General features: G+C 65.1%; 15 protein-coding genes and 3 pseudogenes. 13 read left to right on the top strand and 5 right to left on the bottom strand.

Annotated elements, in window-relative coordinates:
• Window positions 1-5: 5 nt before the first annotated feature.
• The 7 genes and pseudogenes from V5B60_RS02040 (at window position 6) to V5B60_RS02010 (ending at window position 6652) form a co-directional block, all read left to right on the top strand.
• Window positions 6-664 (top strand): annotated as a pseudogene (locus tag V5B60_RS02040) (formate hydrogenlyase).
• A gap of 1 nt (window position 665) precedes the next feature.
• Entirely contained in the window at window positions 666-2120 is a 1455-nt protein-coding gene (locus V5B60_RS02035) for a hydrogenase 4 subunit F (RefSeq protein ID WP_332345361.1), read from the top strand.
• Between the two features lie 4 nt (window positions 2121-2124).
• The gene (locus tag V5B60_RS02030; RefSeq protein ID WP_332345360.1) at window positions 2125-3699 is read left to right on the top strand and encodes an NADH-quinone oxidoreductase subunit C; all 1575 of its coding nucleotides are present in this window, start codon (window positions 2125-2127) and stop codon (window positions 3697-3699) included.
• Window positions 3699-4223 (top strand): NADH-quinone oxidoreductase subunit B family protein, encoded by a 525-nt coding sequence (locus V5B60_RS02025; RefSeq protein ID WP_332345359.1) that lies wholly within the window; start codon window positions 3699-3701, stop codon window positions 4221-4223. Before V5B60_RS02030 ends, V5B60_RS02025 begins: the two co-directional genes overlap by 1 nt.
• Window positions 4224-4320: 97 nt before the next feature.
• Window positions 4321-4539: a hypothetical protein gene (locus V5B60_RS02020; RefSeq protein WP_332345358.1), complete on the top strand. Its 219-nt coding sequence runs from the start codon at window positions 4321-4323 to the stop codon at window positions 4537-4539.
• 100 nt (window positions 4540-4639) lie between these two features.
• Window positions 4640-5041 (top strand): annotated as a pseudogene (locus tag V5B60_RS02015) (RNA helicase); the annotation flags it as partial.
• Window positions 5036-6652, top strand: coding sequence for an alkaline phosphatase (locus tag V5B60_RS02010; RefSeq protein WP_332350386.1), 1617 nt, complete (start codon window positions 5036-5038; stop codon window positions 6650-6652). The pseudogene V5B60_RS02015 and the gene V5B60_RS02010, both read left to right, overlap by 6 nt.
• Before the next feature lie 35 nt (window positions 6653-6687).
• Here V5B60_RS02010 and V5B60_RS02005 read toward each other — a convergent pair whose 3' ends face one another.
• Window positions 6688-8154: an AarF/UbiB family protein gene (locus tag V5B60_RS02005; protein WP_332345357.1), complete on the bottom strand. Its 1467-nt coding sequence runs from the start codon at window positions 8152-8154 to the stop codon at window positions 6688-6690.
• A gap of 291 nt (window positions 8155-8445) precedes the next feature.
• On the opposite strand from V5B60_RS02005, the gene V5B60_RS02000 reads away from it, so the two are divergent.
• The 4 genes from V5B60_RS02000 (at window position 8446) to V5B60_RS01985 (ending at window position 10172) form a co-directional block, all read left to right on the top strand.
• Window positions 8446-8730 carry a CopG family ribbon-helix-helix protein gene (locus tag V5B60_RS02000; RefSeq protein ID WP_332345356.1) on the top strand — a complete coding sequence of 95 codons (285 nt, stop codon included), beginning with the start codon at window positions 8446-8448 and terminating at the stop codon, window positions 8728-8730.
• A gap of 1 nt (window position 8731) precedes the next feature.
• Window positions 8732-9037: a type II toxin-antitoxin system RelE/ParE family toxin gene (locus tag V5B60_RS01995; RefSeq protein ID WP_332345355.1), complete on the top strand. Its 306-nt coding sequence runs from the start codon at window positions 8732-8734 to the stop codon at window positions 9035-9037.
• 16 nt (window positions 9038-9053) lie between these two features.
• On the top strand, window positions 9054-9236 hold the full coding sequence (locus V5B60_RS01990) for a hypothetical protein (RefSeq protein WP_332345354.1): 183 nt from the start codon (window positions 9054-9056) through the stop codon (window positions 9234-9236).
• Between the two features lie 165 nt (window positions 9237-9401).
• Window positions 9402-10172, top strand: coding sequence for a pentapeptide repeat-containing protein (locus V5B60_RS01985; protein ID WP_332345353.1), 771 nt, complete (start codon window positions 9402-9404; stop codon window positions 10170-10172).
• 365 nt (window positions 10173-10537) lie between these two features.
• Here V5B60_RS01985 and V5B60_RS01980 read toward each other — a convergent pair.
• The 4 genes and pseudogenes from V5B60_RS01980 to V5B60_RS01965 all read right to left on the bottom strand — a co-directional run bounded on the left by V5B60_RS01980 (window position 10538) and on the right by V5B60_RS01965 (window position 18065).
• Window positions 10538-13318, bottom strand: a pseudogene (locus tag V5B60_RS01980) (site-specific DNA-methyltransferase).
• 22 nt (window positions 13319-13340) lie between these two features.
• On the bottom strand, window positions 13341-14552 hold the full coding sequence (locus V5B60_RS01975) for a Fic family protein (RefSeq protein ID WP_332345352.1): 1212 nt from the start codon (window positions 14550-14552) through the stop codon (window positions 13341-13343).
• A gap of 99 nt (window positions 14553-14651) precedes the next feature.
• Window positions 14652-17699, bottom strand: coding sequence for a BPTD_3080 family restriction endonuclease (locus V5B60_RS01970; RefSeq protein WP_332345351.1), 3048 nt, complete (start codon window positions 17697-17699; stop codon window positions 14652-14654).
• 9 nt (window positions 17700-17708) lie between these two features.
• Window positions 17709-18065, bottom strand: a complete 357-nt coding sequence (locus tag V5B60_RS01965; protein WP_332345350.1) for a helix-turn-helix domain-containing protein — start codon at window positions 18063-18065, stop codon at window positions 17709-17711.
• A 150-nt stretch (window positions 18066-18215) separates the two neighbouring features.
• Between V5B60_RS01965 and V5B60_RS01960 the strand changes: the two genes are divergently transcribed.
• Together V5B60_RS01960 and V5B60_RS01955 are read left to right on the top strand one after the other, a co-directional pair.
• Entirely contained in the window at window positions 18216-19994 is a 1779-nt protein-coding gene (locus V5B60_RS01960) for an ABC transporter ATP-binding protein (protein WP_332345349.1), read from the top strand.
• Between the two features lie 133 nt (window positions 19995-20127).
• The gene (locus tag V5B60_RS01955; protein ID WP_332345348.1) at window positions 20128-21180 is read left to right on the top strand and encodes an alpha/beta hydrolase family protein; all 1053 of its coding nucleotides are present in this window, start codon (window positions 20128-20130) and stop codon (window positions 21178-21180) included.
• The last annotated feature ends 39 nt before the right edge of the window (window positions 21181-21219 follow it).

Below are 21219 nucleotides of genomic sequence, written 5' to 3'. Positions count from 1 at the left end.
GCGCAATGACCGAACTCGTCGGCCAACTGATCAATCTCCTGGCCTCGATCCTGCTGATGCTGGCCTTCGCGATGATCTCGCAGCGGCGCATTCTCTCGCTGATTCACCTGTTCACCGCGCAGGGCGCCGTGCTGGTGGCGGCAACGGTGGTCGTCGGCTATGCCACGCAGCAGCCGCATCTGTACCTGTCGGCGGGCATGACCCTGGTGCTCAAGGTCATCCTGATTCCCTTGCTGCTGCATCGGCTCATTGCTCGTCTCGACGTCCGCTGGGACGTCGAGACGCTGATCAACATTCCCACGACGATGATCATCGGTATCGCGCTGGTCATTTTCGCTTTCGATCTGGCCCTGCCAATCTCCAATTGTCGGTCAGCGTCGCCCGTGCCACGCTCGGTATTGCGCTCGCCTGTGTGCTGCTCTCGTTCCTGATGATGATCACCCGTTCGAAGGCGGTACCACAGGTGATCGGCTTCCTGTCGATGGAAAACGGTCTGTTCTTCGCCGCCACCTCGGCCACCTATGGCATGCCGATGGTCGTTGAACTCGGCATCGCCCTCGACGTCCTGGTCGGCATCCTGATTCTCGGCGTGTTCATGTTCCAGATTCGCGAACAGTTCGACAGCCTCGACATCAGTCACCTTGAAAAGCTCAAGGAGGACTGAGGTGAATACGCTGTACTTCGTCCTCGGCATCCCGCTCTTCGGCAGCCTGGTGCTGGTGTTCACCGGGCACCGCGAGGCGGCGCGCGAGATCAACGTCGCGTTCAGCTTCGGGACCTTTGTCGCCACCTGCCTGCTGACGGTCGAGGTGATCTCGAACGGGCCGCTGTTCGCCTGGAGCCGCGAATTCTACATCGACCCGCTGAACGTCTTTCTCGTGACCCTGACCAGCTTCGTCGGCCTTACCACTGCCATCTTCTCGCGGCCCTACATGCGCATCGAGCGCGACCACGGCAAGATGACGCCGCGGCGGCTGCGCGTGTACCACAGCATGTATCAGTTGTTCAGTTTCACGATGCTGCTGGCGCTCACCACCAACAACATGGGCATCCTGTGGGTCGCCATGGAAGCGGCGACGCTGACCACCGTCCTGTTGGTCAGCGTGTACCGGTCGGCGGCCAGCCTCGAAGCCGCGTGGAAATACTTCATCCTCTGCGGCGTCGGCATCGCCCAGGCGCTCTTCGGTACCGTGCTGCTGTACATGGCAGCCGAGAAGGTGATCGGCACCGAGGGCGGTGCTTTGTTGTGGACCAATCTCGACGCGGTCAAGGCGCAGCTCGATCCGGGCATCATTACCCTGGCCTTCGCTTTCCTGTTCATCGGCTATGGCACCAAGATCGGCCTGGTACCGATGCACAACTGGCTGCCGGATGCGCACGCGGAAGGGCCGACGCCCGTATCGGCGGTACTCTCGGGGCTGCTGCTGAATGTCGCCGTCTATGCCCTGCTGCGCTGCAAGGTGCTGACCGACGGGGCTCTGGCGAGCCCGCTGGCCGGTCACCTGATGATGGCCTTCGGCCTGCTGTCGGTGGTCGTGGCGGTGTTCTTCCTGTCGCGCCAGAAGGACGTCAAGCGCATGTTCGCGTACTCGTCGATCGAGCACATGGGCCTCATCACCTTCGCCTTCGGCATGGGCGGATCGATCGCCAACTACGCCGGTCTGCTGCACATGACCGTGCATTCGCTGATCAAGTCGGCGATCTTCTTTGCCGTCGGTCATGCGACGCAGAAGGCCGCGACACAGAACATGGCCGACATCCGCGGTCTGATCAAGGTCAGCCCAACCGTCGGCTGGGGGATGATGCTTGGCTCGCTGGCGATCCTTGGCATGCCGCCCTTCGGCGTCTTCGCCAGTGAATTCCTGATTCTCACCACCGCCATGCGCGATCAGCCGTGGGCGACGCCCTTCCTGTTGCTCGCTCTCGGCGTCGCCTTCGCCGCCGTCTTCAGCCGGGTGCAGCCAATGGTTTTCGGCGAAACCTCGGTCAGGCCGCTGGCTCATCCGCCGGCGCTGGTTCCGGTTTTCGCCCACCTCGGTCTCGGCCTGATGCTGGGTCTGTACATCCCGCCCTACCTGGACGCCTGGTATCGCCAGGCTGCCCGGATGATTGGCGGCTGAAGCGATGCCGATCGCCGGCTTCAGTCTCGATTGCGAGCGCCTGCCGGGCGAGTTGCCGGCCTGGCGCGCGACGGTGCGCTCGGAGACCTGGGCAGTGGTCGCGCGCGGGGTGGCGGCGAAGGGCGGTCGCCTGGTTGCGCTGTGGGGCTCCGATCGGACGCGCGGCGCCGCGGGCGGTTTCGTCGTTTCGGCTGCCTATGCCGTGCGCGAAGGCCTTCTGTGGCTTGACCTGCCGCTCGCCGAGCGGGGTGCAGGCTATCCTGACCTGGCGTCGTTGTTCCCCTCTGCGGGCCGCATGCAGCGGGCTGCCGCCGATCTCTTGGGGATTGCTGCGGACGGTGCCGCCGACCGGCGGCCGTGGCTAGCCCATGGCACTTGGCCAGAGGCTTGCCTTCCCTTGCGCCGCGATGCTGCGGCAGGGCGGGCTGGTGCGGCCAGAGAAGTCGCCGACTACGCCTTCGTGCGCGTCGAAGGCGATGGCGTGCATGAAATACCCGTCGGACCCGTGCATGCTGGAATCATCGAGCCGGGGCACTTCCGCTTCTCGGTCGTCGGCGAGAAAGTGCTGCGTCTCGAACAGCGCCTGGGCTACAAGCACAAGGGGATCGAGCAGCGCTTCACCGAGCTGTCGCCACTCGACGGCCATCGCCTGGCCGGGAGGGTTTCCGGCGATTCGACAGTCGCTTACGCCTGGGCCTACTGCACGGCGCTGGAGTCGATTGCCGGCTATGCGGTGCCGGCGCGTGCCGCCTGGCTGCGCGCGCTGCTGCTCGAACGTGAGCGAATCGCAAATCACCTCGGTGACCTGGGTGCGCTCGGCAACGACGCGGCTTTCGCCTTCGGACTGGCGCAGTTCTCGCGACTCAGGGAAGACTGGCTACGCCTCTCGAACGAAGCTTTCGGCCATCGACTGATGATGGACTGCGTCGTCCCCGGCGGAGTGGCATCAGACGTGGAGCGCGCGGTTGCCGACCGCCTGACGCGACAATGCGACACCATCGAGCGCGAAGTGCGGGACCTGCGACAGGTGTACGATGAACATTCCGGCCTGCAGGACCGCTTCATGACCACCGGCCAAGTGCCGCCCCCACTCGCCGCCCGCCTCGGGCTGACCGGTCTCGCTGGCCGTGCCAGCGCGCAGGCTGCCGACCTGCGTTGCGACCAGTCATGGGCCCCCTATGATCAGCTTGCCGTGAACATGGCGACGCGGACCGGCGGCGATGTCGCGGCGCGGGTCGCCGTACGCTTCGACGAGGTCTTCGAATCGCTGCGCCTGATTCGCATCATCCTTCTGCGCTTGGGCGAGAGCGACCGTGGAAGCGATATCCGTGGCGAGTTGCGGCTGCCGGCAAAGCTTGCCCTTGGCGCAGGGTGGATCGAAGGCTGGCGCGGCGAAGTCTTCGTCGCCCTCGAGTGGGACGGCGAGCGTGGCGCCAACAGAATCCGCCGCTGCCACTGCCACGACCCCTCCTGGCAGAACTGGCCGGTGCTCGAGCACGCGGTCATCGGCAATATCGTTCCGGACTTCCCGCTGATCAACAAGTCCTTCAACCTTAGCTACACGGGGCACGATCTCTGATGTGGCGAATCCTCAAGAAGATCGCAGGGCAGGGCATCCGCAGCGAAGCGGCGCCCGAATTCAGCGCCGCGCACGGTGTCGAAGGCGACGGCATTCAGCACGAACTACTTGCCATTCTTGGCCAGGCATTGACCATCCGCCAGGTCGATGCCGGCTCGTGCAATGGCTGCGAACTCGAAATCAACGCGCTGAACAATCCGTACTACAACATCGAAGGGCTGGGTATCAAGTTCGTCGCCAGCCCGCGCCACGCCGATATGCTGCTGGTCACCGGACCGGTTTCGCGGAACATGGAAGTGGCCCTGCGCCGAACCTACGAGGCCACGCCGGCGCCCAAGTTGGTCGTCGCCGTCGGCGATTGCGGTTGCGACGGCGGGCTCTTTGGCGAGAGCTACGCGAGTTGCGGACGCGTCGCCAACGTCATTCCGGTCGACGTCGCCGTGCCCGGTTGCCCGCCGCCGCCGATCGAGATTTTGCGCGGGATTCTGACGGCGGTGCGGCGGTGTCGGCTGGCGCCGGGCTGATCAGGAGTTGTTTTCCCCGCAATTCGACCTGCGGATAATCCGGATCAACGTCCATCGGGTGCGGAACTGCTTTTTCCGGCCGGGCGAATGCAAGCGCATGGTTCTCGGCATCTTCCGCGAGGCGCAAGGCGCGGCGCCGAGCAGCCGCCAGATCGGCGAAACGCTGACGACCAACCGGGGAGTGGAAGCGACGACCGTCATGATCGAGCCGATGCGGAAGAACGCCATTGGCGTGGGGCGTTGCCTGCCGCGTACCGGGACCTTGGTCGTTGCCGGTCGGGGGGACGGACACGGCGCCACCTGGGCGGTCGCCTGACCGCTTCACACCGCCAGGCTTTCCCCCCTGGCCGGAGGTTGCCCTGCCAGCACCCGCACCAGTCCCGGCTCACCAGGGCCCGGATGCACTTGCCGACGATATCGCGGAAGATGTCGCCGTTGCGCCAGCGCCGGGTGTCTTCCCGGTAAGCCTGGTCACCGTGGTCAACGTGCAGTGGTTCGGTTCCGAAGCGCAGGGGCTGACCGACAAGACCGCCGACCGCAAGGTGGCCAATCAGCTGCTCTATTGGGATAGCGAGCCCATGCTGGACATCGTCGAGCAAGGCCTCCCGTGGAGTCTTGACGGCGACGGTGCGCTCTTCCGTCTGCTTTCCGACGCGCAGCGCATCCGCCTCGCGCACCTGTTCGATCCCGCTCTGGCCGTCCATGCCTCGGTCGTCGAGCCGCTGCAGCACCAGATCACTGCCGTCTATCAATCCATGCTGCAGCGACAGTCCTTGCGCTTCCTGCTCGCCGACGACCCCGGCGCGGGCAAGATGATCGACCAGCGGCAGACGGCCCCGCGGTGGGGACCGGGACGGTCACTGCGCCGGGCAGGGAATCCGTGGCCGGCGTCTGGCTTCGGGCCATCTTTCGGGTATAAAGTCGGCTCCCGCTCCCTGTTCATTGCCGGAGAGATCCTGATGCGCGCGCGAATCGCCAGCCACCTGCTCGCTACCTTGGGCCTGCTCACCCTGTGCCTTGCCGCCACCCTCACCCAGGCCGCCCCGGCGCGGAACGTGCTGCTGTTCATCAGCGACGGTGCCAGTTGGGGCACCTGGGACATGGCCAGCTACTATCAATACGGTCGGAAGGGCATGCAAGCCTATGACCGGTTCCCGGTGAAGCTGGGCATGACCACCTATCCGTTGAACACCTCGACCACACCGACCCACAACGCTGTGCCGACGGTGTCGTACGATCCGGCCAGCGCGTGGGACAAGACGCCAAACGCCGGGAACTACGGTGGCTTTCCGAGTCACTTCAACGGCTACGACTACATCAAGCGCGACCACACCGATTCCGCCGCCGCCGGCACCGCCCTGGCGACGGGCGTGAAAACCTACAACAACGCCATCGGCGTCGACAACTTCGCCCAGGACCTCGCCTGGATTACCCAGTGTGCCAAGGCGCAGGGCAAGGCGACGGGAATCGTCTCGAGCGTGCCCTTTTCCCATGCCACGCCCGCCGCTTTCGCTGCGACGAACCGCAATCGCAACAACTACGGCGAGATCAGCCAGGCGATGGTCGACAACCCGGCGGTCGACCTGATCATGGGTGCTGGCCATCCCGACTACGACAGCAACGGCAGGCTGCGCGCCGCACCGGTCTTCGCCAAAGACACCGGCACTGGCGGCGGCTACATGTCGCGGACCGCCTGGAACACGGTCAACGACCGCGCAAAGTGGCAACTCGTGCAGACCAGGTCCGACTTCGAGGCACTGGCGAAAGGCGCCCTGGCGCTGACCGGCCGCAAGATCATCGGCCTGCCGCAGGTCCATGACACCCTGCAGTACCGTCGCGACGGCGCCGTGGTCGGACGCGGGGCCCCGACTCCCAGTGGCAAGGCCTACATCGACACCGTGCCAAGCCTGGAGACGATGACCCGGGGTGCCCTGAACGTCCTCAGCAAGGGCAGCGATGGCTTCTTCCTGATGGTCGAGGGCGGCGCCGTGGACTGGGCCGCGCACGCCAGGGATACCGCCGGCATCATCGAGGAGCAGATCGACTTCAACCGGGCGGTGCAGGTGGCCGTGGACTGGGTGCAGGCCCACAGCAGCTGGGACGAGACCCTGCTCATCGTTCTGACGGACCACGGCAACGGCATGCCCATGGGCCCGCACTCCGACAGCGTCGCCTTCGAGCCCATCCGCAACAACGGCGCGGGCAACCTGCCCGGGGTCAAGTGGCATTACCACACCCACACCAACGAGAACACCCTGCTGTGGGCCAAGGGGGCCGGTGCCGACCGCTTCTACGACGAAGTCGACGGTGTGGACCCCGGGCTGGCCCAGGTGCTCGGCTTCAATGATGGCCGCTACATCACCAACACGGATGTCGCTGCCGTTCTGCAGGCGGTCATCGTCGCCGCGCCTGCGACCTGCGCGCGCTGATGCCGGCGCGTCTGCGCCCGGGCCAGCGGTTGCGATCAGATGCGGCTCCCGGCCCAGAGACGGAGCACGCTGGCCGGTATCTCGGCGCCGAGACCGAACAGGTCGGCATTCGAGAGGTGGGCGCCGCCGCGCGGGCGCCGGTCCGGCCAGACCCAGGGCCGCCACCAGAGGCTGGCGATGAACTGGCTCGCCCCTTCGCGGACGAGGACGCCATCGATCGCCATGTCCGGCGACACGTCGGCGGCGACACCCGCCAGGGTCAGCAGCGCCTTGCGCAACAGGCTGACGTCTTCGGGGAAGCGGACTGCCGAAGTCGCCGCCAGTGCGTCCAGCAGGGACGTCATCCAGTCGAACCCCGGGAAGCGGCCGCTGCGTACCCGGCCGATCGCCTGTCCGACTGCGGCCTCGACCTGTTCGTCGTCGATCACGTGGCCGAGCCCGGCGATCGCCATGCAGGCACGCCGGTGGTTCAGTGTCAGGGCGCCGAGAACGAGTTGCACGACCGCTTCGCATTGCCGTTTGGACAGGGTCGTCGTCAGCGCCCAGTCGAGAATGGCCAGTCGCCCGTCCGGCATCGCCAGCAGGTTGCCCGCGTGCGGGTCGGCATGGAAAGTGGCCCCGGCCTCGCCGCTTCGCCAGAAGGGCTGCGCGAGCAGGGCGCGGACCACTCGTTCGGCGCGCCGTCGCATCTCCCTCGGCGGCAGATCCTGCACCGTCACCTTGCAGCCATCGACCCGCTGCATGGCGGTGACGGTCGGTGTCGAAAAAGGGAAGAGATGCGGGATGACGATGTCCGCTGCGTTGGCATGGAACTCGGCGGCCTGGCGCAGATGAGCCTGCTCGCGCTCCAGGCGGACTTCATTGGCGAGCAGGCGGGCAACGCTGTCGAGGGTGTTGGCGTAGTCGAACACCGGCAGCCCGTGCGCGACGCAGCGCTCCTCGAGGTGGCTGCCGAGCGCCGGCCAGATGGCGAGTTCCTCTTCCAGCCGCTGCTCGACGCCCGGCCGCAGCACCTTGCAGACGCCGTGCTGCGGCGGTCCGTTCGCCGCCGGCTGCCAGACGAAGGGAACGACGACGGCGACGCTGGCCTCGGCAAGTGCCTTGCGCGCGATGCGCAGGCCCGTGACCTGGCCCAGCTCGCGTTCGAGCTGCGGCCGGACGGCCCGCAAGGAATCGGTCGGCACGAGCGTTTCGAGTTCCTGCAGATGCCGGCGCAGGTCACCGGACAGGCGCCGATCGTGGGCGACCACCTGCCCGAGCTTGTGCAGGGTGGGGCAGAGGCGGAACAGCGCGAGCAGCCGCCGCGATCGGCTGGCATTGACCGGCAGTGCCAGCTGGGCGGCGAAGATTTCCTGCTGGCGGCGTGGCGGGAGGCGGTCGAGGAAGAACAGCAGCGCGTCCGCCAGCAGCGGACGAAAGCGCGCGTAAGTCGGCGGCAACAGCTCGCTCAGGCGCAACAGCGTGGTCAGCAGGCTGTGCTCGGTGGCCGATGGCAGGGTCATGGCGGGTGGTCTGCCGCAGGGGAAGCTGGGACGAGAAGGTGCGGCAGCCGGACGGATCGTAGCAGACTTTCGTTTGCAGGACGACGATGAAAAGCTGGTCTGCGTTGCTTGTGCTCGTTGCCGCCGCTGCGGGCCTTGCCCGATCGCGCGCACATCGGGCGGCAGCCAAGTACCGACTGATACGCGGTCAGCATGAATTGGTCTTTCGTGGGTTGATTGGTGGCCCCGGCTTATTCGTGTGTCACCGGTGTGCTACATTGAATCCGTATCGAGTCCCGCCCGGAGCTTTCCATGAGCACCACGACCATCCGTATCCCCGACGACCTGAAAGCCCGCGTGGCCAAAGCGGCCGGGCGTGCCGGCACGACCCCACACAACTTCATCCTTGAAGCGATTGCCGAAAAGGCCGAGCAGGCCGAGCGCCGGGCCGAGTTCGATGCCTTGGCGGAAGAGCGCTATGCCCGCATCGTCGAAGCCGGCAAGACGCTTCCGTGGAGCGAGATGCGCAGCTACCTTGAGGGGCGTGTAGCCGGCAAGGCGGTGAAGCGCCCGGCAGCGCGCAAGCTGGCGAAGTAGCGTGTCACGCATCGAACTGGCGCCCGAGGTTCGAGAGAACTTCGACCGGATCCTCGATCACCTCGATCATCTCGATCAGCATCAGGTCGAGAACCCCGTGGCGCGGATACATGAGGTTGTCGCGGCCATCGGTGTGCTCGAAACGAACCCGTTGATCGGTCACCCGGACGAGGGCGGCAAGCGGGAACTGGTGATCGGGCGCCGCTCGCATGGCTATGTGGCGCTGTATCGCTATGTTGCCGAGATCGATACGGTCTTCGTGTTGGCGATACGTGGCCAGCGGGAAGCTGGTTTCGGGCGGGAATAACCATCGTGCGAAATTCGTGAAGAAGGCGCCCGCTGGGCGGATGCATTTCGAGATTGATGCCCTTGGTGCCAATCGCCATGCGTGTACTTTCAGTGGGGTGCTTCTGGGCAACATCGCCGTTGCTGATGGTGCAGCCGATCCGCGAGCCTCGGCCCTGTCCCATGCCGGATTTCGTTACAGCCTGGCACAGCAGGTGTGAGCGTGATGCCTGTGTCTGGCGAAGACTGCCGGGATTACTGCGGGATGCGGGCGAGTTTCGCCGGCCTGTACAAGTTGCCGCCGGCAGCATGTACGCCGAAGCAGCAGGCGGCTCGCCGGGCCGGGTTTCTCTCGCTTTACCGCGCGAAGAAATTGGAGGACGACGATGAAAAGTTGGTCTGCAGTGCTTGTGCTCGCTGCCACCGCTGCCTTGCCGGCGCGGGCAACCGATCTGCCGCCGGGCGATTGCGGCCGTCCCGCGGCAGCCACCGACCTGTCGGCCTGTGACTTGAGCCGGGCCAGGCTGGACGGTCGCGACCTGCGCGGTGCGCGCTTCGCCGGAGCCAAGCTGGAAAATGCGGATCTGCGCGAGGCGCGCCTGCAAGGGGCGGACTTCAGTCGCAGCAATTCCAAATGGGCCAACTTCACCGGGGCGCAGCTCGCCAGGGCGGATTTCCGCGACGCCGATCTCTTTCATGCCACCTTCGATGATGCCGATCTATCCGACGCCCGCCTGGGCGGCGCCAATCTCTTCGGCGCCAATCTGATCAACACCCGCGCGCCGCGGGCAGATTTCGCCGGCGCCTATCTCAAGGACATCCTGATGGAGGGCATCGACATCTCCGGCGGTTCGATCAAGGGCTGCTATGCCTTTCGCGGCGTGCTGCTCGGGGCCAGGCTGGTCGGTACCGATCTGTCCGGCGCCGATCTGACTGGCGCCGCGGCCGAAAGCGCCGATTTCTCCGGCGCGCGACTGGTCGGCACGAAACTCCTCGGCGCGACCCTGCGCCACGCGGTCTTCAGCGATGCCGACATGGCGCAGGCCGACCTCGCCAATGCCGATGTCTGGAATGCCAACTTCAGCGGCGCCCGCAACCTGCCGCCCTCGGTGCCGGAAGCGCTGATCGAACCCTTCGTCCTGCGTGAGCGGCGCTGAGCTGCGAACCGCGGGTGGCGGTGAGAGCGGTCCTCCGTGGTCGACTCCGCGGAACCGGAGGCTCGCGTCGCTCTCTCGCACAGACGGGCGAAGGTTCCTGCTGACCCCGGCCGACCAGAATGCCGTGTCACCATGGCTCGGACTCGAGATCAGTCCCTTCAACTCGTCCCCCACCTCGATGTCCCGATGCCGCAGCTTGAGCGCGTTGACGAAGCCGGCCAGCCGGCGCAACGCATGCTGGGCGAATTCCCTCGTTTGCTCATTCCCGGATCCGCAGTACCGCGAGGCGTCACTAGCAAGCCCGAATGGTGGGCAGAGCGCGGCGCTCGTGTGCTTCCACCCGCCGGCTCTGAACATCGCCGGTCCTACACGCGGAACACTTTCATGACTTCGTCCCCGAGGTGGTTGATCACCTTCACCGCGATCCGCCCAGACTTCGGCTTCACGAACGGACGCGAGGTGTCGCTGTTCAGGCTGGCCCAGGCTTCGCGGTCGATCTCTGCCTTGAGCGTCGTCTTCAATGCGCTGTAGGGGTCGTTGGCGCCGAGGAAATAGGCGTGGCGGACGAAGAAGCTTTCCTGATTGTAGTCGGTGTCGATGAACCAGCAGGCGATGCCGTCGGTGCTGTCGCTGATGACTTCGCCGGTCTGCGGTTTGAAGACATCGACGCCGTTCACCTTGACGCACAGCTTGCCGTCGTCCTGCGGCAGCAGGCTGATGTCCGGCTCGCCGAAGATGACGAAGAGATTGCCCTTGCCGGTGTTCTTGAGGTCCGCGGCCATGTGCAGGTCGGCGTTCATGCGCGCCTTGAGCACGGGGATGCGCCCGAGCTTGCTGAAGTCGGTGGCGTGCGCCTCGTAGTTGAAGGCGCAGGCGATCAGCGCGTCGAAACCGGCTTCGCCGCACTCGCGCGCGGCTTCGACCAGATCGCTGCGCTGCACGGTGCCGAACTCGGGGCCGATGAAGATGCCGGCCCGCTTTTCGCGCATTTCACCTTCCTGACCTTCGAGATAGCGTCCTTCGGCGCAGATCGCTCCCTCGCCCGGCCAGGGCGTCAGCGCGGTGAAGCTGATCCGGTCTTCCCGGTGCGCCTGCTGCACGCCGGCCGTCCTGAGGTTTTCGAGAATCAACTGCGCGAAGGACTGGCGGGCGCCGTACCCGGCGCGATCTTGCTGGAAACCGTCGATCAGTTCGTCGTCCTCGTCGACGCCGATCATCCGGTGCGGCGACAGGCTCTCGACGGTGAAGGGACCGGCGACGCGCACGCACTTCCTGTTCTCGTAAGGCCTGTCGTAGAGGGTCTCGAAATCGGCCTTGGCGGCGATCGAGGCGTCGATTTCCTTCTGCCGGCCGATGCGCGCCTGCCACCAGTCGGCGTGCAGCTTCTTCGCGGGGTCGGGCCAGGACTGGTCGGCGTCGCGCGGGATTTCCCATTCCTGCCAGGCCTTGTCGAGCACCGCGTTCAGCGATTCGCGCAAGGGTTCGAGCTTCGCCTGCCACTGCTCCCAGATGACGTCGATCTCGGCGTTGTTGGCGATCGACTTGAGCGTGATGTGCGGCACGCGCTCATAGACGAAGCCGTGGCGGAGGTTGCCGTGTACCGGCTGCGTGCTCGGCGCGCTGCGGCTGACGTCGGCTTCCTTGCGCTGGCCCTCGCGGGAATCGGCGAGCAGGTAGAACGGATAGCGCGCGCCCATGATGCGGGCGCGCGCCAGGGCGAGCGCGACGCGCGAGGTGTCGATTGTGATCCAGCGGCGGCCCCATTGCTCGGCGACGGTGGCGGTGGTGCCGGAGCCGCAGGTCGGGTCGAGGACGAGGTCGCCGGGATCGGAGGACATGAGAATGCAGCGTTGCACCAGCTTGCTGCCGGTTTGTACGACATAGACTTTCTCGTCGGTAAAGCTGCCCGTGCCTGTGTCAGTCCAGACATTGCCAATCGCTTGCGCCTTGAAGTCATCAAGGAACCGCACGTATCTCAGGCTGTTTGCCGCCACTGCTACGCGGTTGGCCTTTTGAAGTCGCGACATTCCGATTTCGCCGGTCTTCCAATAACCCTTTCCGGGCCCGAAGGCGCGACCGAGCATCGCTACCGGAAAGTCGCCTGGTGGGCGTTGCGATGTAAGGTTGTCGGTGGAAAAGATGCGCGCCGTGTGACCTCTCGCTCGCTCCTCAGCCGTCAACGCACGCTCGACCCCCTCCCGATCACGAACCCATCTGTAGACACCCGACTTGTCTGCTTCCAGCCCCTTGGTGGCAAGCGCCTTGCGGAACTTCACTGTCTCGCGTGCCTTCGCGTACCAAAGAACGTAGTCCGCCGTTCCCGCGATCAGCTCGGCCGATTGGCTGGCCGTCTTTACCACTGTGAGTTGTGAGCAGAGGTTCTGCTCGCCAAACACCTCATCCATCACCGCCCGAACCCGGTGCACATTCTCATCGCCCATCTGCACGAAAATCGACCCCGACTCGCTCAGCAGATCCCGCGCGACGGTCAGCCGATCCCGCAGGTAGGTCAGGTAACTGTGAATCCCGTCGCGCCAGGTATCGCGAAACGCCTTGACCTGCTCTGGCTCGCGCGTGATGTGGCTCGCATTGCCATCCTTGACGTCACGGCTGGTGGTGCTCCACTGGAAGTTGCTGTTGAACCTGATGCCGTAAGGCGGATCGAGGTAGATGCACTGCACCTTGCCGCGCAGGCCCTCGCGCTCGGCGAGGCTGGCCATGACCTACAGCGAGTCGCCGAGGATCATGCGGTTGCTCCAGTTCTGGTCGTGCTGGTAGAAATCGGTCTTGTCGGCGCCCTTGGGGATGCCGTTGAAATCGGCGAAGAGATCGGGTGTGATCTGTCCGGCTTCATGCTGGCGCTCCCTGGTGCTGCGCAGCAGGTCGTCGATCAGCACCTTCGGGTGCACCTTCTCCTGGATGTAGAGCGGCGGCGCCGCGACGACGAGGTCGCTCCAGTCCTGCTCGTCCTTTCCGCGCCAGACGAGCTGCGGGTCGAGATCGGTGTTGCGCGGGTAGCGGACCTGCTTCGGCTGCTGCTGCTCGGTAGGCAGCACCGCCTGGTATTCGGCCGTCGGGATGTTCTTGCGCCGGGCTTCGTCGTGGGTCAGTGATTCGACGGATTTGGCGTTGCTGGGTCTGGCCATGGTCATGCCTTCGCTGGTCGCATTATCTTGAGTCCGGCTTTCCGGGCGGCTTGATGTTCGTGGGGACGACGAAGCCTGACCACAGCGCGTTGTCGGTATCGAGGAAGACCAGCTCCAGCTCCCGCAGGCGGTGCAGGTCGCGCTGGCGCGTCTTGTCGTTGAGCTTCAGATAGAGGCTGGTGTACCAGGGCGCGTGCCGGACTTCGTCGAGGGGCAGTGGCCGCCCGCGATCGAGCAACATCGAAAGAATGGTGTATTGCCGGGCGTTGATCCGCTTGTCGTCGAGGGCGCGGCGGATCCTGCTCTCGTAGAGCAGCATGTTGACCAGTCGATTGACGCGATCATGCAGCGCATTGATCGTCTGGCGCATTCCCTCGAGGTGGAAGTCAACAAACGCCTGGTTGGGCGCGTCCCGCCCTTTCTCGGCGGCCTTGCGACAACTGTTGAAGAGGGTGAAGTAGGCGTCGATGTTCTGCAGGTAGTAGCGCGCCAGGGCGAAGGGCGCGTAGCGATAACCGGCGGCCTGCAGCAAGGTGGCTTCGATGACGCGACCGACACGGCCGTTGCCGTCCCAGAAGGGGTGAATCTGTTCGTAGTAGAGATGCACGAGCGGCGCGCGGATCAGCGCCGGAACGCCGGCCGCTTCGAGCTCGCCATGCCAGGCGATCAGCGCAGCGAGCAGACGTTCGATGTCCCCGCCGTACTGCGGTGGCTTGTAGCGGCCGCCATGCGCGGCGTCGCCGACAGTGGTGACGCGGGTCTTCGGGTTGTCGCGGAGCAGGCCGGGGCGATTGTCTTCGTGCGGGATATCGGCGGTGATCAGTCGATGCAGGTCGATGACGAACTCTGTCGTCAGCGACCAGCCTGGGATTCTTGCGGCAGCCTGAGACAGGTCGTAGGCGGCCTTGATGTTGAGTGCGCGTTGTTGCTCGACTGCCTGCACCTGCCGGGGATCGAGGCTCAGGGCGCTGGCGGTCTCCTCTTCGCTGAGCGTGCCGCCTTCGATGGTGTTGGTGCCGAACACGCTGCTGACCAGGATCTCCTGCTCGAGTCGGTTCGCCACCTGGGCAAGCGGCGACGCGACGAAGCGTGCGTGCGCGTCTTCGACGCGCTGGAGCGCGAGATCAACCGCCGCCACGGTGAATCCTGGCTGGAAGACGAAGGGTCCGAAGCGGTCGGTGTCAATCCGGCGAGAGCGGTCGGAACAGTCTTCGAGGATTATCCTGTCGTGCATGATGTCCGCCGCTCCATTGCAAACTGTCGTTATTTTTCATCAAGATAAAATTCTTCGCAAAAAAATTTGTCGCCGGAAATGTCGCAGCGAATGTGCCGTCTATTGCGCAAGTGATTCGATCATCCTGGCGAACTGGCCCTCGACCCTGGCCCGGAAATCGGACTCCATCTGGTACACCTCGCAGAACTCGGCAAACGCCCAGCGGCCATGGCTGCCGAGATGGTTCACGCCGGGCACCCAGTAGGTGTCCATGGTCGATTTCTTCTCCTTCGCGTCCTCGCGCCGGTAGCCCTTGATCTCGACTACCAGATGCAAGAGGTCATCGGGGCCGTGGCCATCATCGACCAGCACGATGAAGTCGGGCCGGTACTTGCGCGTCTCGGAGCCGTAGCGATAGGGGACTTCCAGGCCGAGGTTGTGGTTCTTCACATAGGCGCGAACCCTGGGGTGCGACTCGGCAACGCGGCAGAATTCGCCTTCCCAGTCGCTGTCCAGGATCACCCAGTTGATGTGGCAGGATTGCGAACTTGTCTGCCAGCGGTCGGTCTTCGAGGTGTTGAAGCGGACGTGCGCGGTCGATCCGGTGGGATTGTAGGGGTCGAGCAACGCCTTGATCGGACGCTCGCCGAGGAACCGCCGGGTGATCGCCGCCGTGATCCGGTTGCAGGCCATGTCGGCGAGTTCCTGGTACATCAGCAGCGCCGGGTAGGTGTCACCCTTGCAGACCAGGCAGGTGTCGAGCCATTGCCGGGTGATGCGCTTGAGCTGGCCGAAGAGGTAGAGCCTGGGCTCCTCGCCGGGGTCGCGCCATTTGGTGTACAGCAACCGCTGGGCCAGCTGGTACGCGAGTGTCGCGGGTCGCATGTCGCCGAGGTGCTGCAGGCTCATGTCCGCGCCTTCGCCGATGATGCCGGAGTTGCGGGTGATCGACGGGCCGACCAGGTCGGGGCTGAGTTGCAGGACCGAATCGTCGTTGAAGTCGGCGGTCAGCCGTTCCTCGGGCAGCTCGACGCGATAGCCCTCGACCCGCGGAAAGCGGATTTCGAGCGCGTCGCGCTCGGGGCGAACGGCCTTGACCTGTACCGTCTGGCGTGGCGGCTGCGGCGGCGCAATCACCGGCTTGGCGGTGAAGTCGAAGGGGATGCCGAAGACGTCGGCGTACTCGACGTTGAACAGCCCTTCCTCGTTCAATTCGTAGGACTGGCGGCGCAGCGCCCGGCCGATGACCTGCTCGCAGAGCAACTGGGTGCCGAAGGCGCGGATGCCGAGGACGTGGGTGACGGTATTGGCGTCCCAGCCTTCGGTGAGCATCGAGACCGAGACGACGCAGCGGATGGCGCCGCCAAGCTGCTCTGGCTTGCCGACGGTGTTCATGACTTCGCGCAGCAACTCCTGGTCGCTGATGTGGTTGCCGGAACGGGCATCGCCGGAGCGCTCGACGATCTCGCGGCGAAAACGCTCGATCTCGTCGGCCGCCATGCTGCGGAAATTGTCGTCGAGGGCATCGCCGGCTTCGAGCTGCTCGCTGTCGATCAGCAGCGTGTTCGGGCGGGGAAGGGGGTTGCCGTGTTCGTCGGAGCTGCGGAACAGCGGCAGCCGTCCGACTTCCGGCGTGCTGCTGCCATCGGCGTTCCTGCGCTGGAAGCCGGAGACGTAGTCGTAAACCAGCTTGGAGATGGCGGTGTTCTGGCAAACGACGATGAAACAGGGCGGCACCTTGATGCCCTTTTCCGCCCACAGCCTGAAAGTCTGCTCGTAGTGACCATAGAGCGCCTGCAGTGCCGTCTGCAAGCGCGTCGGGAGTCTCAGGGGGTCGAGGTCTTCGCCCTGGCCGCGGCCCTTCCTCGGCATGTCCTTGCTGATGTTCTCCCAGAGCTTGCGGAACATCGGCATTTCGTTGCCGGGGATGTTCTCGGCCACCGGTACACGCGGCAGCTTGACGATGCCGCATTCGATGGCGTCCATCAGCGAGAAGTCGCTCATCGTCCACGGGAAGAGCGTGCCCTCGGCGTAGCCGGAGCCGCGCAGGAAGAAGGGTGTCGCCGACAGGTCGATGACGCGGGTCGTGCCGAGCTTGCGGTTGACGGCTTCGAGGCCGGAAATCCAGAGGCGGGCGGCTTCGTTGTTCTTCTCGGCCTCCTTCCGGTCGTCGCCTTTCAGGTTCTCGTCATCGGCGTCCCTCGGCTTTTCGCGGTAGCAGTGGTGCGCCTCGTCATTGATGACGAGGATGTTCTTCATGCCCATCAGCTCGGGCATCACCCGCTGCAGCATCTGGCCTTCGCTTTCGAGCGTGCGGAGTTCATCGCCCGTGCGGCCCTGCAGGAGCTGCCGTCCACCCTTGGAAATCTCGATGCGCTCGCGCAGCTTGAAGGCGTGGTAGTTGGTGATGACGATCCTGGCGCGGCTCATGTCGTCGAGCAGGTCGCCCGGCAGCAGTTCGCGGCCCCTGTAGTAGCTGTCGGGGTCGTTCGGCTGCAGGACGCGCAGGCGATCCTTGATCGTCAGGCCGGGCGCGCAGATCAGGAAGCCACGGGTGAAGTTCCTGCTGCCCGGCCGGCGCAGCGCGTTGATCGTCTGCCAGGCGATGAGCATGGCCATCACCGTCGTCTTGCCGGCGCCGGTGGCGAGTTTCAGGGCGAGGCGCAGCAGCTCGGGATTGGCGTCCCTGTTCGCCGCCGCGAGATGCTCGAGAACGCGCTTGCCGTGTCGGGAGTGCGGCGCGACCTCGCCGAGCCAGATCGCGGTTTCGACGGCTTCCACCTGGCAGAAGAACGGTCGGATGGCGCTGAACCGATGATGACGCCAGTGCTGCAGCAGGCGGGCAGTCTCCGGTGTCACCTGCCACTGATTGGCGTTGGGCAGGGAACGCCAGGAATCCACATGCCCGCGAACCTCGTTGATGATCGAGGTGGGGTCGTACTGCTGCTCCTGGGTTGACAGTCCCTTGCCGTCATCGAAAACGAAGCTTTGCTGGCTGGCGGCAGTCTTGCGCTTCTTCGGCTTCGGGATCGGGGTGATGAACTGCGCCCGGCGGCGGCTTTCGAGGATCTTCTCCGTCGGCTGCCCCTCCTCGTTGAGTTCCCAGTGCCGCGCCGGGCACTTGTACGGGGAGTTGAGGATCGGTTGGTCGAAGAAGGGGTTGGACATGGTCTGCAGTCAGGGGGAGCAACTCTTCTTGGTACGCCTGCGCGTCGCGGAGCCACAAGCGCGGCGTTTCGCCAATGTACCGCAACTACCGGCACGCTCCAATGCCATTGATCTCCACCCCGCCTTCCAGCAGCAGGCCTGTTTTCCAAGCGACTGCAGGGGGCGCGAAAGCGTCTCCTGCGTCATCTTGAGGCACGAGGCGATGATCCGCTTGTTGGTTGGGAGGGCTACAGTGACTGCCCCGCCGTGGCCTTCCTCCGCATGGCGCAACAGGTAGGCAACGATGCGCTGGCGGCCGCTCCGCAGCGAGTGGGCCTCCACATCATCGATCAGGTGATGCAGGCGCATCGACAGAGCGGTGATCATCTCTCGCCTCCCTCGTCCTCGTTGGCTGCACATCGGATCCGACCGGTTGTGGGCAAGCAATCCAGATATCATTCAACACAAAGGCGCAGATACACTGCAACGGTCAGGTCTTTCATCTGCGTGCTCTCGCCTCTTTTCGGCCCACACATCATGTCCAATCAATACACCTGGCAGTCAGTCCTCGCTATCGTCCGCGAGCACAGAACGGACTTGATCAGCGCGCACATCGTCGCCATCCTGGCGGCGGTGGCGGGCGTGCCGATTCCCCTGCTGATGCCACTGCTGGTGGACGAGGTGCTGCTGCATCAACCCGGTCGCCTCGTCGAATGGCTGAACGGCCACTCCCCTGCCGCCTGGCAGGGGCCGGTGCTGTACATCAGCGCGGTGCTCGCGCTGACGCTGGCACTGCGGCTGACGGCGCTGATCCTCGGCGTCTGGCAGGGCCGTAGCTTCACCCTGATTGCCAAGGATGTGGTCTTCCGCATGCGCGAGCAGATGCTGCAGCGTTTGAGCCGCATCGCCATGTCGGAGTACGAAACCCTTGGCAGCGGCGCCGTCGCGTCCCATTTCGTCAAGGACCTCGACGCGATGGACACGTTCATCGGCGCATCCGTGTCCAAGTTCCTGGTGGCGCTGCTGTCCATCATCGGTACCGCCATCGTCCTCCTGTGGATGCACTGGCAGCTGGCGCTGTTCATTCTTCTCCTCAATCCGGCGGTCATCTACTTCACCACGGTGCTGGGCAAGCGGGTGAAGGATCTGAAGAAGCGCGAAAACAGTGCTTTCGAGCTGTTCCAGCAGGCGCTGACCGAAACCCTGGATGCGATCCAGCAGATCCGCGCCAGCAACCGCGAGCGCCACTACATTGCGCTGGTGATCGAACGCGCACGCGGCATTCGCACGGACGCAGCCGCCTTCTCCTGGAAGAGCGATGCGGCCGGCCGGCTGTCCTTCGTGGTATTCCTGTTCGGTTTCGACGTGTTCCGCGCCATCAGCATGCTGATGGTGGTGTATTCCGATCTCAGCATCGGCCAGATGATGGCGGTATTCGGCTACCTCTGGTTCATGATGGCTCCGGTGCAGGAGATCCTGGGCATCCAGTACGCCTTCTACGCCGCCAAGGCGGCCTTGGGGCGCATCAACCGCCTGCTCGAACTGAAGGATGAGCCGCACTACCCGCACCGGAAGAACCCCTTCGCTGGCCAGCATACGGTCGGCGTCGAGGTGGCGGACGTCCACTTCAGCTACGGCGATACCCCCGTCCTGAACGGCGTCAGCCTGTGCATCCGGCCGGGAGAGAAAGTGGCGCTGGTGGGTGCTTCCGGCGGCGGCAAGTCGACCCTGGTCCAGGTATTGCTCGGTCTGTATCCGCCTGACTCCGGCACGGTGAGTTTCGCTGGCGTGCCGATGACCGAGATCGGCATGGAGGTCGTGCGCAGCCACGTTGCGACGGTGCTGCAGCATCCGGCGCTCTTCAACGACACGGTGCGCGCGAACCTGAGCCTGGGCCGCGAACTCACCGACGAACAGCTGTGGCAGGCCCTGCAGGTGGCGCAGCTCGCCGATACCGTGCGCGACTTGCCGAGCGGCCTCGATACCATCGTCGGCCGCCAGGGCGTGCGGTTGTCCGGGGGCCAGCGCCAGCGCCTGGCGATTGCCCGCATGGTGCTGTCCGCCCCGCAGGTCGTCATCCTGGACGAAGCGACGTCGGCGCTCGACGCCGACACCGAGGCGAGACTGCATGAGGCGCTGCGCGGCTTCCTGAACAGACGGACCACGCTGATCATCGCCCATCGCCTGAGCGCGGTGAAACAAGCCGACCGGGCCTACGTGTTCGATGGTGGCCAGATCATCGAGGAAGGCCAGCACGACGAGCTGATCCAGGGCGACGGGCTGTACAGCCGGCTCTATGGGCAACTGCAGCACTGATCGGTGATGACTTTCATCATCACGGGTGTCCAACCGTCGCGTGATGACCGTTCGCTCGGCACCTGAACTTGCTCGACGCGGGATGCTCAGAGACTGATTGGCAAGATATGCGAATCCTGGGCGGCGTACTTTGATGACCACAATCCGTTGGAGCACCGTGCTGGCGCTGGTGGCATGCGCTGGCCTCTTTGTTGCCTGCGGCGGGACGCCGGATGGGCGATCCGGCGGGCTCGTCGAGTCTTGGTCGGCACGTCACCAGGCGGAGCTGGTCGAGGCCAAGCTGGTGCCACAGCCGGCCGCCTATGAAGTGCTCCGCTTCCAGTGGCTCGACCGCGACCGGCAGCGCGAGGTACTGGCCAAACTCTACCTGCCCGCCGCGACCGCGCGACGCGGGTCGGTGCCGCTGGTGGTCTTCTCGCACGGCATGGGCGGTTCGCGCGAAGGCTACTCCTATCTTGGCGCGAACTGGGCGGCGCAGGGCTACGCCAGCCTACACGTGCAGCACGTCGGCAGCGACAGCCGCTTGTGGAGCGGCAACCCCTTCGACATGGTGTCCCGATTGCAGGGGGCGGCGGACGAGGCCGAGGCGATCAACCGAGTGCGTGACCTTGGCTTTGCCCTCGACGAGGTGCTCGACGACGCGCAGCTTGCCGGCACGATCGACGCGGCGCGGATTCTCGCTGCCGGTCATTCCTATGGTGCCAACACGGCCTTGCTCGCTGCCGGTGCGGTGTTCGCGCGCCCGCAAGGGACGCTGAGTTTCCGCGACAGCCGCATCGTCGGTGCCGTCCTCATCAGTGCGCCGCCCTTCCATGGCGAGCCCGACCCGGAGGCCGTCGTGCGCCCGATCGGCATCCCGACGCTGCACATTACGGCGAAGGGAGACGAGATTCGGATTCCCGGCTATCGCTCCGACTACGAGGACCGGGTGCGCGTCTTTGCGGCGACCGGCAGTGCGCACAAGGCGCTCGTGGTATTTCGCGACGGTGCGCACAGCATGTTCACCGACCGCCTCGGTCCCGGCGGGCGCGACCTGAATCCGCTCGTCAAGTCAGCGACCGTGGACCTGACGCTGGCTTTCTTCGCCGAGGTGCTGGACGGCACGAGCGGTTTGCTCGCCGCGCGCTCGGCGCGCTACGACGGTCTGCTCGCCCGCTTCGAGTCCGAGCCCCGGAGCGTTCCGTGAGCCCGCCAGACGGGGTGCCCTTTTCCCGCAGCGGCATCC

This window comes from Accumulibacter sp., assembly GCF_036625195.1.
GTDB lineage: Bacteria > Pseudomonadota > Gammaproteobacteria > Burkholderiales > Rhodocyclaceae > Accumulibacter.
This window is presented reverse-complemented; position numbering and strand designations above follow the sequence as displayed.

Bases quoted from the DNA above. Each gene is read 5' to 3' on its own strand.
- V5B60_RS02030 (WP_332345360.1), top strand. From the start codon at position 2,125: ATGCCGATCGCCGGCTTCAGTCTCGATTGCGAGCGCCTGCCGGGCGAG.
- V5B60_RS01970 (WP_332345351.1), bottom strand. From the start codon at position 17,699: ATGTCCAACCCCTTCTTCGACCAACCGATCCTCAACTCCCCGTACAAG.
- V5B60_RS01975 (WP_332345352.1), bottom strand. From the start codon at position 14,552: ATGCACGACAGGATAATCCTCGAAGACTGTTCCGACCGCTCTCGCCGG.
- V5B60_RS02005 (WP_332345357.1), bottom strand. From the start codon at position 8,154: ATGACCCTGCCATCGGCCACCGAGCACAGCCTGCTGACCACGCTGTTG.
- V5B60_RS02010 (WP_332350386.1), top strand. From the start codon at position 5,036: ATGATCGACCAGCGGCAGACGGCCCCGCGGTGGGGACCGGGACGGTCA.
- V5B60_RS01955 (WP_332345348.1), top strand. From the start codon at position 20,128: ATGACCACAATCCGTTGGAGCACCGTGCTGGCGCTGGTGGCATGCGCT.
- V5B60_RS02020 (WP_332345358.1), top strand. From the start codon at position 4,321: ATGGTTCTCGGCATCTTCCGCGAGGCGCAAGGCGCGGCGCCGAGCAGC.
- V5B60_RS02025 (WP_332345359.1), top strand. From the start codon at position 3,699: ATGTGGCGAATCCTCAAGAAGATCGCAGGGCAGGGCATCCGCAGCGAA.
- V5B60_RS02000 (WP_332345356.1), top strand. From the start codon at position 8,446: ATGAGCACCACGACCATCCGTATCCCCGACGACCTGAAAGCCCGCGTG.
- V5B60_RS01985 (WP_332345353.1), top strand. From the start codon at position 9,402: ATGAAAAGTTGGTCTGCAGTGCTTGTGCTCGCTGCCACCGCTGCCTTG.
- V5B60_RS01960 (WP_332345349.1), top strand. From the start codon at position 18,216: ATGTCCAATCAATACACCTGGCAGTCAGTCCTCGCTATCGTCCGCGAG.
- V5B60_RS01965 (WP_332345350.1), bottom strand. From the start codon at position 18,065: ATGATCACCGCTCTGTCGATGCGCCTGCATCACCTGATCGATGATGTG.